The sequence below is a fragment of the Pseudovibrio sp. Ad37 genome (assembly GCF_001623075.1).
Taxonomy (GTDB): Bacteria; Pseudomonadota; Alphaproteobacteria; order Rhizobiales; family Stappiaceae; genus Pseudovibrio.
Map to the genome: position 1 here is coordinate 34,884 of NZ_LMCF01000219.1, position 12,322 is coordinate 47,205.

General features: G+C 54.0%; 11 protein-coding genes. 4 read left to right on the forward strand and 7 right to left on the reverse strand.

Annotated features, from left to right (window positions below):
• Positions 1–136: 136 nt before the first annotated feature.
• The 5 genes from PsAD37_RS24640 to PsAD37_RS24660 are packed head-to-tail and all read right to left on the reverse strand — an operon-like array spanning position 137 to position 3,334.
• Positions 137–574 carry a DUF1284 domain-containing protein gene (locus PsAD37_RS24640; RefSeq protein WP_063298339.1) on the reverse strand — a complete coding sequence of 146 codons (438 nt, stop codon included), beginning with the start codon at positions 572–574 and terminating at the stop codon, positions 137–139.
• Between the two features lie 2 nt (positions 575–576).
• Positions 577–1,797, reverse strand: coding sequence for a CCA tRNA nucleotidyltransferase (locus PsAD37_RS24645; protein WP_063298340.1), 1,221 nt, complete (start codon positions 1,795–1,797; stop codon positions 577–579).
• The gene (locus PsAD37_RS24650; RefSeq protein ID WP_208860182.1) at positions 1,794–2,066 is read right to left on the reverse strand and encodes a DUF6111 family protein; all 273 of its coding nucleotides are present in this window, start codon (positions 2,064–2,066) and stop codon (positions 1,794–1,796) included. The genes PsAD37_RS24645 and PsAD37_RS24650 overlap by 4 nt, the downstream gene beginning before the upstream one ends.
• The gene (locus tag PsAD37_RS24655; RefSeq protein ID WP_084408108.1) at positions 2,066–2,686 is read right to left on the reverse strand and encodes a CoA pyrophosphatase; all 621 of its coding nucleotides are present in this window, start codon (positions 2,684–2,686) and stop codon (positions 2,066–2,068) included. Before PsAD37_RS24655 ends, PsAD37_RS24650 begins: the two co-directional genes overlap by 1 nt.
• Positions 2,687–2,713: 27 nt before the next feature.
• Positions 2,714–3,334 carry a DUF1285 domain-containing protein gene (locus PsAD37_RS24660; RefSeq protein WP_063298342.1) on the reverse strand — a complete coding sequence of 207 codons (621 nt, stop codon included), beginning with the start codon at positions 3,332–3,334 and terminating at the stop codon, positions 2,714–2,716.
• 455 nt (positions 3,335–3,789) lie between these two features.
• On the opposite strand from PsAD37_RS24660, the gene PsAD37_RS24665 reads away from it, so the two are divergent.
• From PsAD37_RS24665 to PsAD37_RS24680, 4 genes are read left to right on the forward strand one after another with little or no spacing between them, the layout of a single operon-like run.
• Positions 3,790–4,803 carry a MoxR family ATPase gene (locus PsAD37_RS24665; RefSeq protein ID WP_063298343.1) on the forward strand — a complete coding sequence of 338 codons (1,014 nt, stop codon included), beginning with the start codon at positions 3,790–3,792 and terminating at the stop codon, positions 4,801–4,803.
• 22 nt (positions 4,804–4,825) lie between these two features.
• Positions 4,826–5,752, forward strand: a complete 927-nt coding sequence (locus PsAD37_RS24670) for a DUF58 domain-containing protein (protein ID WP_063298344.1) — start codon at positions 4,826–4,828, stop codon at positions 5,750–5,752.
• Positions 5,749–8,559 carry a DUF4159 domain-containing protein gene (locus PsAD37_RS24675; protein WP_208992073.1) on the forward strand — a complete coding sequence of 937 codons (2,811 nt, stop codon included), beginning with the start codon at positions 5,749–5,751 and terminating at the stop codon, positions 8,557–8,559. Before PsAD37_RS24670 ends, PsAD37_RS24675 begins: the two co-directional genes overlap by 4 nt.
• Before the next feature lie 37 nt (positions 8,560–8,596).
• Positions 8,597–10,681, forward strand: a complete 2,085-nt coding sequence (locus PsAD37_RS24680; protein ID WP_063298345.1) for a hypothetical protein — start codon at positions 8,597–8,599, stop codon at positions 10,679–10,681.
• A gap of 59 nt (positions 10,682–10,740) precedes the next feature.
• Here PsAD37_RS24680 and PsAD37_RS24685 read toward each other — a convergent pair whose 3' ends face one another.
• Both PsAD37_RS24685 and PsAD37_RS24690 read right to left on the reverse strand, forming a co-directional pair.
• Positions 10,741–11,316, reverse strand: coding sequence for a GNAT family N-acetyltransferase (locus tag PsAD37_RS24685; RefSeq protein ID WP_063298346.1), 576 nt, complete (start codon positions 11,314–11,316; stop codon positions 10,741–10,743).
• Positions 11,317–11,639: 323 nt separating this feature from the next.
• The gene (locus tag PsAD37_RS24690) at positions 11,640–12,044 is read right to left on the reverse strand and encodes an NUDIX domain-containing protein (protein WP_063298347.1); all 405 of its coding nucleotides are present in this window, start codon (positions 12,042–12,044) and stop codon (positions 11,640–11,642) included.
• Between the last annotated feature and the right edge of the window lie 278 nt (positions 12,045–12,322).

Consider the following 12,322-nt stretch of genomic DNA (forward strand, 5'->3'; position numbering starts at 1 on the left):
CCATATGGGGGCATTCTGTTAAAATTTGAAGACCAAACTGCATTCCCGAAAAGTGGAAGCTGGTTTTCGGACAAGAATACGCACCAATGAAAATTTCAGAAGCAGCTTAAGCCCCTCAAAACAAAGGCAAACGACTTCAGGGCTTCATTGGATTGTGAAGATGGACTTTTTGAAAGCCAGATGAGGAGATTTCATCACAAAACTCCACCCACTCGCAGTTTTGGCAGGCTGTCTTAAAAACACCCTCAGCATATGCCTTCCGCATCTTGGTGACCAAATGCGAACTCAGCACAAGCTCATCACCAACACGCAGCTCAGTCCCAAGCAGACGAGAGATCAACGTCACAGCCGCTTTATCACGCTCCACCACACTGCAATTAAAACAATGCGGCTGCTCTTCTTCGTTGATCAGAACCGCACAAATCTCATCCGGCCCCTCAACCAGTAGGGCAGCCTCTCCCGCATTCAGGCGCTTCACCACAGCCTCATAGTTTTTGGAGAACGCAGGAGAATAGCCGTGCCCAATAAATGTAAGCACGCATAGCGAGTGATGACCACGCAGCTTAACACTCATGATCACTTCACCTCATCAGCCAGCAGCACTTTCACCTGCTCCAGCAAACTCTCAGCAGATTGCTGATAATCCGCATCAGCCCAGATCTGCTGTGCCAGCCGCATTGCCTTGCCCATATCAGGTCCGGCAGGAATACCGCCAGCAATCATCATTTTACCAGTCAACGGAAAATTCGGTATCACCCAGTTCTGCGCAAAGGCCAGCAGCTCTTTCAGCTCCGCCTCACCCTGCACGATATCGCTCATCCAGGCAGTCAAAACACCATCAACAACAGCATCTGTACCGTGAGCAACCAACAACGCTTTCAACTGCTGCTTGCTCTGCCCGTGTAAACGCAAAGCCTCAGCAATATCAGCAGCAATCTCAATCTGCTTCTTCTGCGCATTAGAAAGGCGCAGGCGCTCAGCAACCTGCGGCCCAGCAACACCACCAAGCCGTAACACTGGCTGGAGAGCAACTTCTGGCAAATCCTCAAGGTCCAAAAGGCGCGCCAAACGAGAGCTCGCAGCCTCTCCACCTAAAATGAGCTGCAAGATTCCGCCCTGCTCCATCAGTAGCAAAGAATCGAGAGCACGCGGTGCAGACAACATTCTCAGAACTTCCTTGGTGATACGCTCCTTGGAAAGGTGAGAAAGGCCATCTTTCAATTCAATACAGGCAGCATAACCATCCGCATTGATCTCCCCTTGCCCGTAGGTTGCGAAGAACCGGAAGAACCGTAGGATGCGCAGATAATCTTCGCGAATACGCGCACGCGCATCTCCAATGAACCGCAGATGCCGGTTGAGGCAGTCATCCAGACCGCCCAGCGGGTCAAACAGTTCACCATGACGGTCCACATAGAGCGCATTCATTGTGAAATCGCGGCGCTGCGCGTCTTTTGTCCAGTCCCGCCCAAACTTAACCGTCGCATGGCGTCCGTGCGTTTCAATATCCTCACGCAGACAGGTCACTTCAATCGGTTGGCGATCAATAACCAGCGTCACCGTTCCATGGTCAACACCAGTTGGGATGGCTTTGACACCAGCAGCTTCCGCTCTGGCAAGCACCACATCCGGCAAGGCAGTGCAGGCGATATCAACATCATCCACCACTTCACCAAGTAGGGAATTGCGCACAGTTCCACCAACTGCACGCGCAACATCACCGTCTTGTTCCAGAACGTCAAAAGCCCGCTGAACAGCAGCACTGTCCAGCCAGCCGCTCTGTTGTAATCTGGTCATTTTTGAGGAGTCTCGTATCCACCTGGAACGAACTCACCATCCACCACTTGCGCTGGTCTGTATTGCGAGCCAAGAGGTGCGCGGCTTGTCTCTGCAAGCAGCATCAGGCTGGCGATGACAAGAGCTATTCCGCTGATGCTCAACCACAACATCGGGCCATCGCGAAATCGCTTGTCTTTCTTTGCCTTGCGCACAACCATCACCCACACTGCATAGGCGATAAAAGGAACAAAGAACAACAACCCATGTGTCAGGAGCATTCGTATCATCAGGCATAAACCCTATTGTAAAGCACGCGCAGGATGCCAGCGGTGACACCCCATATGTAACGCTGCTCAAACGGCATGGCATAATAGTAGCGCGTTTTGCCTCTGAATTCTCCGCTTTTTTTCTGGTGGTTCTCAGGGTTCATCAGAAAAGACAAAGGCACTTCAAATACTTCATCCACCTCTGCCGGATTGGGAGAGAGGATCAGCGGCGGTTTGACCGTCGCAAGAACCGGCACGACCCGATACCCGGAGCCCGTGTAGTAATCACCAAGATCACCTAAAATCTCTACTAAGTCAGAGTCCAGGCCAACTTCTTCATGCGCCTCTCGCAAGGCTGCACCCACAGGCCCGTCATCATCCTCATCAATTTTGCCACCAGGAAACGCAATCTGCCCTGCATGAGAACGCAGGTGCGCGGTACGCTGGGTTAAAAGAATGGACGCCTCTGTCCCCCGGTCAACAATACCGATCAGAACAGCAGCATCCCGTACCTGCTCCAGATCCTCACCATAATCAGGAATATCCGGATTGAGGATGTGATCTCCTGCAGGTTCATAGGCTTGGTCGGTCAGCCGGTCCATCACCCGAGATCTGAAATTCTCTGCTGTAAACTCAGACAAGATAATACGCCGTCCTAATGTCTCTTCCTAAAATCCAAGGTTCTGGACCGTATCCACCACGAAGAATGCACCATGGCTTTCAATGCCAACAACCCGTCCACCCTCGCCTTCACGCTCTTGCAAATGCGGCGCGAGCTCATGAACCAGTGTCCGCGCAAACAATGCTTCCAATCGGTCACGCACAAGGATGTAAGGCTTCAGCCCGCCATCTTCTTCCTGCTGCACAAACCGGATCGGGTTATCAGGCCCAGCTTCAACAACGTCACCGCAATTGGTCCGGATCGTAATCACCTGCTCTCCGTCCTGCTGGTGAATGTCCATCTCCACGGCCACAAACGGTGCATCCTCAACAGTCAGGCCAATCTTCTCAACGGGCGTGACAAGATAATACTTCCCGTCGTCTTCCTGTTTTAAAACAGTCGCGAACAGGTGCACCAGAGCCTCACGCTGAATAGGCGTGCCCATGTAATACCAGGACCCATCCCGCTTGATCTGCATATCCAGATCACCGCAGAACTCCGGGTTCCAAAGATGGATAGGAGGCAGGCTTTTGGATTTTCCCGCACGCGAAATCAAAGCCTGAAGACCTTTCGGCATCTCCTTGATTTCCGGAATGCTCTTTTCTTTAAGTTCGCTCACCACGGTCATTCTACCAATACATCGGAACACACCACTATTGGGGTAATATGGTGTCACGCAAGCTCTAACGCTACCCTCCCTCAAAGCCCGCGCCAAGTTATACCTTTGCGATAAGCATCGACGCAGCAAAATAAGAGACGTCATTGGTGGGCTCTATTACCTGCGCAATGCTCTCAATTCTCAGGGGCAAACGGAATCTCAGCCCTCAGACTCACTATCTGTTCACAGAAATGCCGTTAGGGTAGAGCAAACCAAACTATAACCCAGGGATGCTCTGACCCCGATCATATCAAAACATTTTGAAACTGGCTTTCGCGCCTTGCATTGCACTTCTGCCTGCATAGTCAGCCTATTGCTGAAAAGTACAGGCCTATAAATTTGCTAGGGATCGCCTTTTTTAAAACCGAGTATGATGCAAAGGTGAGCTAGGCAGGGTTGCAACGCGCGACGAAAAGAGAGCAGCGATGAACACCAATATGACAGGCATGCCCCCCAAACCAGAGGATATAGTCACACGCACAGAGGCGGCTTGTGAGAAAATCCGACAGGCAAAAGAGGAAATCGCCCGTTCCATATTTGGTCAGGAAAGCGTTGTCGAACGCACATTGGTGACGATTCTCTCTGGCGGGCACGGCCTGCTGGTCGGCGTTCCCGGTCTTGCAAAAACCAAACTGGTGGAAACTCTGGGAACAGTGCTCGGCCTCGATTCCAGCCGTATCCAGTTCACACCAGACCTGATGCCCTCTGATATTCTGGGTTCAGAAGTGATGGAGGAAGCCCCGGACGGCAAGCGTTCCTTCCGCTTCATTCCCGGCCCGGTCTTCGCCCAGCTACTAATGGCAGACGAGATCAACCGCGCCAGCCCGCGAACCCAGTCCGCTCTCCTGCAATCCATGCAGGAATACCACGTCACAATCGCAGGCCATCATCACGACCTGCCTGCCCCCTTCCACGTACTGGCCACTCAGAACCCGCTTGAACACGAAGGCACTTACCCACTTCCGGAAGCACAGCTCGACCGCTTCCTCATGCAGATTGATGTCCATTATCCGGACATAGATGCAGAGCGCCGTATTCTGCTGGAAACCACAGGGGCGACAGAAGCCAAATCCAAACAGGTCCTGCAACTTGAAGAGCTGCGGGAGATGCAACAACTGGTACGCCACATTCCCGTGGGCGAAACCGTCATGGACGCTATCCTGAAACTGGTCAGAGCAGCCCGCCCCGGCGAAGCAGATGGCTTTGACGATCTCGCCCAATACATCGCCTGGGGTCCAGGACCGCGCGCCAGTCAGGCACTCATGTTGACCGTTCGTGCCCGTGCTTTGGCAGACGGACGCCTGTCTCCAAGCGTTGACGATGTCATGTCTCTGGCCGAACCTGTACTGCAACACCGCATGGCTCTCACCTTTGCCGCCAGAGCCGACGGAAAAACCATTCCGCAACTGCTCAAAGACATAAAAGAACGCATCGCCTAACAACAAGCCGACAGGATCGCATATGTTATCTTCGAGGACCGCTCCTCAAGACAGACAGGAAAACATCTTCGGCTTAACGGGCGAAGCGCAATCCATTGCTGATACCTTGCCAGAGCTGCTGGTTGAGGCAAGACGCATTGCAGCCAATGTCACCTCTGGCTGGCATGGTCGCCGCCGAGCAGGTCCCGGCGAAACCTTCTGGCAGTTCCGCCCTTTCCTCTCTGGTGAGGCAGCCCAGCAAGTTGACTGGCGCCGCTCCGCTCGCGACGACAATCTGTATGTACGTGAGCGCGAGTGGGAAGCCGCCCAAACCATTTGGGTTTGGGCAGACCTCTCCGCTTCCATGCGCTTCCAAAGCAGACAAGCCACCGCCTCCAAACGTGACCGCGCTTTGCTGCTCATGCTGGCTCTGACTTATGCCTTGAATGAAGCTGGCGAACGTGTCGGTCTGGCTGGCCTGACAAGGCCACTGGCCAGTAGAAATTCAATGCAGACCATCGCAGAAACTCTGGTGCACGAGAACCCTGAGGCAACGCTACCCAACCCTGAAGGAATCCGCCGTTTTTCTGAGATTGTACTCTTCTCAGACCTGCTCGACCCACCAGAAAAGCTGGAAGCGTGGATGGCCAACATCGCCAGCACTGGTGCCAAAGGTCATCTCATTCAACTGCTGGACCCGATTGAAGAAACCTTTCCCTTCACTGGCCCTACCCAGTTCGAAGACCCAGAGAATGGAGAGCAGCTTAAGGCAGGCCGCGCGCAAACTTGGCAACAAGAATACCTGCACCGCCTCGCTGCACATAAAGACCAGATCAACTCACTCGCCCGTAAATTCGGCTGGAGCTATACGTTACACCACACAGACCGCCCTGCGGTCGAGCCGGTAATGTTACTTCATTCCCGTCTGGCAGACGCACCACAACACAAAATGAGGGGAGACCTGCGATGATCAGCTCTCTTCTCCCAATTGGGTTTGCAGCACCGTGGGTACTCACCGCACTCGCAGCTCTTCCCGTTCTGTGGTGGCTACTCCGCACCACGCCACCTCAACCTGCCCACGTTAAGTTTCCGCCTCTGCGCCTCCTGCTTTCTCTTCGCAACAAAGAGGAAACCCCGCAACACACCCCATGGTGGCTGATCCTGCTGCGCCTTATGCTGGCTGCGGTCCTGATCATCGCTATGGCTGGCCCCGTCTGGAAACCTCTGGATATCGCAGAGCCAAAAACAGGCCCACTCTGGATCATCGTCGACAATGGATGGGATGCCTCAGCAGATTGGGACCGCCAAATCCGTATGGCGGAACTCATGGTAGACGGCGCAGCGCAGAACAACAGAACCGTCATGCTGGTGACAACAGCAGATGGTCCTGCCCAACCCATGCGTCTTTCCAGTGCGCAGGAAGTTGCCGACCAGCTTCGTGCACTGACACCTCAAGGCTGGCAAGCTGCCCGGTCAGAACTCATTCCTGCCCTGCAAAAGCAAGCAGAGCAAAACGCGCCCGGTGCAATCCTTTGGTTTTCATCACCGCTTGAGGAACCATCCACCACAAGCTTTGCAAAGGGATTAGCCAGCATTGCCAGAGCCTCAGACGTGCGCGAAAGTTCTTTCCTTATCTACCGCTCTGACACCCTGGTCTACGCACTCAAACAGTTGCAAAACAGCGCTGGCGCCATGACAATCACAGTCCTCCGCCACCCAGCACCACTGGCAGAAACATTGACAGTCCGCGCCTTCGATCGCAAGCAACGCACTATTGCAGAACAAACCATCGAGATGAAAGCAGGCCAAAGCGCCGCCGAAATTTCATTGGAGCTGCCGTCAGAACTGCGCAATGACATCACTAAACTCGCAATTCTTGGCAAGTCCAGCGCTGGCAGCACGGTGCTCGTGGATGAACAATGGCGCCGCCGAAAAGTCGGCCTGTTCGCTGGCGGTTTTGCCGACCGCTCTCAGCCTCTGCTTTCACCGCTTTACTATCTGGAACGTGCACTTGCCCCTTTCGCAGACCTTCCACCAGCAAAAAGCACAGACATCACCACAGCCATCTCCGACTACTTTGACAAAGGCATCTCCGTTCTCGTCCTCGCTGAAGTCGGCACTCTGCCCAAGACCACAGAAGCTGACATTGCCAGCTGGGTCTCCAAAGGCGGCACACTGATACGCTTCGCAGGTCCGCAACTCCCGGAAAAACAAGACTCGCTCATCCCTGTTGCTCTCCGTCTAGGCGACCGTAAATTGGGCGGCTCTCTCTCCTGGAAGGAGCCACAGGCACTCAAGTCGTTTTCAGAGAATAGCCCGTTCCGTTCTATCGTTCTTCCTAAGGACGTCACCGTAAACCGTCAGGTGCTCGCAGAACCAACCGCAGACCTGCCTGACAGAACATGGGCCTCACTGGAAGACGGTACACCTCTCGTCACGGCCAAGAAACATGGCAACGGAACCATTGTCCTGTTCCATGTCACCCCTGATACCAAGTGGTCCAACCTGCCTCTTTCCGGTGGGTTTGTGGATATGTTGCGAGCCATCACAAGCATCTCCTCAACGGCTGTCTTCAATCCGGATGATGAAGCTGACGGCACAACATCAGCCTCCGCCCTGCCTCTGCTCAAAATGCTGGATGGCTATGGCAAACTCACACCGCCTTCTGCCAGTCACAAACCTATTCTGGAGCGCGATTTTGCAACCACTCATCCAGGCCGCGATACCCCCCCAGGTCTGTACGGGACCGACGATGCAGCACGCGCACTCAACCTCATGGAAGATGAGGACAATCTGATCCCGTTAGATCTCAAACCACTGTCCGTGGCAAAAATACTCGACTACCCCTCAGAAAAACCGCTGGACCTTCGTGGCTGGTTCTTCTCTATCGCAATCCTGCTGGCTTTGCTGGATACGCTCGCCTTGCTCTGGCTCTCCGGTAAACTACGCCGCAGCCAGTTCACACACGCCGCTATTCTCTTGCTCATCGCCTCCAGCCTGAGCCTGACAGGTGCTGATAAAACGCAGGCACAAGACAACGCAGAACAGTTCGCCCTCGACGCTTCATTAGACACCCGCCTCGCCTATGTAATGACAGGCGTGCCAGAGGTGGACGAAATCAGCCGAGCCGGACTGTTCGGCCTCACCAGATTACTAACCGACAGAACAGCATTGGAGCCTGAAGCTCCGGTGGGTCTGGATCTGCAAAGCCATGAACTGGCCTTCTTCCCAATCATCTACTGGCCCATAGATGCAGGCATGCAGATGCCAAACCCTGAGGCCATGTCGCGGATCAGTGCCTATATGCGCAACGGCGGCACAATCCTGTTCGACACCAGAGATGCGTTTGGAACAGGCTCAAACTCTCCAAACAAACTAAAGCTTCAGCAACTCTTACGCGGATTGGACATTCCTAGTCTGGAACCTGTTCCGCAAGACCACGTGCTGACCAAAACCTTCTACATTCTGGATAACTTCCCCGGCCGCTACAATCAAAGCCCCATGTGGGTACAAGCCAGTGCGACCACCTCAGATGGCCGCCGCCCGGTCCGCGCAGGCGATGGCGTGTCCCCCATCATGATCAGCGGCAACGATTTCGCTGCAGCATGGGCCATTGATACGCAAGGAAACTACCTTTACCCAACCATTCCTGCTGATGGCAACCAGCGCGAGATGGCGGCGCGGGTGGGCATCAACATCCTCATTTACACCATGACAGGCAACTACAAGGCAGATCAGGTTCACATCCCTGCTCTACTGGAACGTATCGGCCAATAATAAGTCAGCAAACAAGACGCGGAGCACAGCTACACACATGACATGGTCTCTTTCCATCGACCCGCTTTTGCCCCTTCCGGCAATAATCGCGCTTGGAGTGATCATAGCTCTGGTCTGTGCCTACCTCCTCTTCGTCGGTATGCGCGGCGCGCTGATCCGCTCCGCCGCCTTGGCTCTGCTGGTTCTGGCCCTGCTCAATCCGGCGGTCTTACGAGAGGATCGGGAATACCTGCCAAGTACCGTCGTTGTCGTTTCAGACAACAGCCAAAGCCAGCAATTGGAAAACCGTGCAGAGCTGACTGAGGCGGTGCGAGAGGGTATCGTCAATCAACTTAAAGCCCTTGACGGCATCGATCTGCGGCAAGTCTCTCTCAATGATACTTCCATGGAAAGCGGCGATGGCACCCGCGCCTTCACCGCAATCTCCAATGAAATGGCTGATGTCCCGCCAGAGAGAATAGCTGGAGCCATCGTGATCACCGATGGTCAGATACATGATGTACCAGCCACTACAGAAAAGCTCGGCTTCTCAGCTCCGGTCCATGCGCTCATCACAGGCCGTGAAGGCGAATTTGATCGCCGTTTAAAAGTTGCCAAAGCCCCGCGCTTTGGTCTGGTTGGCTCAACACAGGTTGTCCAGCTGGAATTAATCGAGGAAGGCACCCCGCAGCCCTTCGGCAATCGCGCTGAAATCATAGTCCGCCGCAACGGCGATATCCTGTCCAAGCAGTTTATCTCTTCAGGCTATCCGGCAGAAATCGCAGTTGAGATCGAACATGGTGGCCAGAACATCTATGAGTTTGAGGTGGAAGCACTCAATGGCGAGCTGACACCACTGAACAACCGCGCCCTCGTCACCATTGATGGCGTTCGCGAAAATCTCCGCGTCCTGCTGGTGTCCGGCTCTCCTCATGCAGGCGAGCGCACATGGCGCAATCTGCTCAAATCAGATGCCTCAGTCGATCTCGTCCACTTCACCATTTTGAGGCCACCAGAAAAACAGGACGGAACGCCAATCAACCAGCTGTCTCTGATAGCCTTCCCAACCCGTGAGCTTTTTTCCGTCAAGATCGACGAATTCGACCTCATCATCTTCGACCGCTACGAACGCCGCGGCGTCCTCCCCCTGCTCTACTTCGACAACATTGCCCGATACGTCAGTGACGGCGGCGCGGTCCTCATTGCAGGTGGTCCTGACTATGCAGAAGCCAACAGCATCTTCCGAACACCGCTGGGCCGCGTGCTTCCAGCCGCACCAACTGGTGAAGTCTTTGAAGAACCCTTCTTTGCCAACGTCTCAGAACTCGGCCTGCGCCATCCGGTAACACGCGACCTGCCCGGTGCTGGTGAAAGCCCACCACAGTGGAGCAAATGGTTCCGTCTCGTCGGTGCAAATGTGCAAGAAGGCCAACCCATCATGACTGCGTTGGGCGACAAGCCGCTGCTGGTTCTTAGCCGCGTTGGCAAAGGCCGCGTTGCCGCCCTGCTGTCTGATCATGTCTGGCTCTGGGCAAGAGGCTATGAGGGCGGAGGACCACACGTCCCGCTTCTGCGCAGGCTGGCCCATTGGCTCATGAAGGAACCTGATCTGGAAGAGGAAGCCCTGCGATTGTCTTTACGCGGTTCCAACCTGCTGACAGAGCGACAAACCCTTGCAAATCTGGTTGATCCGGTTACGCTTACAACGCCCTCTGGCAAAACAGAGCAGCTGGAGCTGATAAAAGACACATCAGGACATTGGACCGCTTCCGTCAAAGTGGAAGAACTCGGCCTTTATTCAGCAACCGGTGGCGCACATACAGCACTGATTAATGTCGGCCCGCCAAATCCGAGAGAGTTTCTGGAAGTGGTTTCAACGGCAGACAAACTCTCTGGCATCACAGAACAGACAGGTGGTACAGCTTTGCGGATCGGCGGTGACGACGGCGCATCCTTGTCCCTGCCCAATGTCATCGCACAGCGTTCATCCGCTCAATATCATGGAAACGGCTGGATCGGCATCAAACGAACAGACGCCAGCATCTTGAATGGCATAGACCGCTATCCGCTTCTCATCGGCTTTCTCGGCCTTGCCTTGCTGTTAGGGCTGTTGTCCTTCACTTGGTACCGCGAAGGACGATAGAAAAACATCTTAGATGGAAAAGGGATCTACAGGATGAATTAGTTCTCCTGCTCAGTATTTCAAGTCGCCATTGCCAGCGAGCCCTGCATCACGTCCACCAGTTGGCTGTCACTCTGCTTTGTGGCAACCAACGCAGGCTTCACGTAGCCACCAACCACAGCACCAGTCGGCATTTGCCCACCCTGCAGTTTCAAAACAAGCAACCGATCCAAATCAACAGGACCCGGCAACGTGATCTGGCCATGAGGCACCTGCTCATATCCGTGCGGCCCATAGTAAGGATGATCCCCAACAAGCAAAATGGACTGAACGCCCTGCGTTTTGGCCTCAGCTGCAACAGTCGTCAGCAAAAGGCGACCCAGCCCCTGCCCTTTATAGGCGGCCTTTACGGTCAATGGTCCCAGCAACATGCTCTGGCTATTGCCAATCATGATGGGAGTGAGTTTCACAGACCCGGCAATCTCGCCGTTGAGTTCTCCAACAAAACATAACTGAGAAGCTTGTTGAACGCCTTCACGGATCTTGAACGCCGTCCGCTCAAACCGCGCAGGGCCAAACGCCTCTGCTTGCATCTGCTCAATCTCGGAGAAATCTGCTGGGGTTTCCTGCCGCACCAGCCATTTTGAAACTATCATGTCACATACCACAAATCGAAGGAGGAAGACCGTCGATCCGTGTGGCTCGGGCAGTTAGACCGATGTTGGGAGCACACTGGGAGAAGGACGGCACGATGCACCACGCGAGAGCAAGTCCCGCGCGTTCATTCGTCGTCGCTGTTCCCAGCAAATAGCCATAAGGCTCACACCCCAGTTTCTCGGTCTATCGCATGCCAGAGCACACGAAATATAATTTCACCTGACTAACTAACACGCAAATTTTCTGTCGTAAAGCACAAAACTAAGTGCAGATGCGTATTCGTTAGTTGTAGGCCACCGGCACGTAGGCCCTTGAAAAACAACTACCAATAGGGATCAGGCTCAGCTTCACCCGCAATTTCCTGCAGACGACGCAGCGTCGCCGGGCTCACATCATCAGGCAAAGCATCCAACGCAAATAGTTGTAGATCTGAGATTTCCAGAGCCGGTCTTTTCCAGTTCTGATCTTGCTCAGTCAAGCTCACCTTAAAGAGGCCTACATGGTCCCGGCCTGTTCCACCACGGTTAAGATGCATGGAAAGCAATGCCACATCTGGTCCGCATCCATACCCCGTTTCTTCTGCCAGCTCCCTGCGAGCGGCCTCCGCCATCGTCTCCCCGGAATCAACACCGCCACCAGGAAAGTACCAGCCCGGCAGATATTGATGACGCACGAGAAGGACTCGGTTTTCAGCATCAAATGCCGCAACGCGCGCGCCCATCGTCATTCCACGACTCAAAAGAGCCCCGGATTGCACCAGTATATTGATAATTCGCGTCTTTAAGCTTGCCACGTCTGGCCTCACAATCAATATAAAACATTGATATAACAGCACTATATTCTGAAATATCATTCATGCAAAAAGTGCATACCACCCTTGCAAAACTAACACTACACAACCCACAGGATAGGCGTAGAAAGAGATCAAAGAATAAGCATACGCCCAAAAATTAATCAGGGCGGCCCCATCACCTACTTATAATAGACACCCAATCCGCGTTTCCC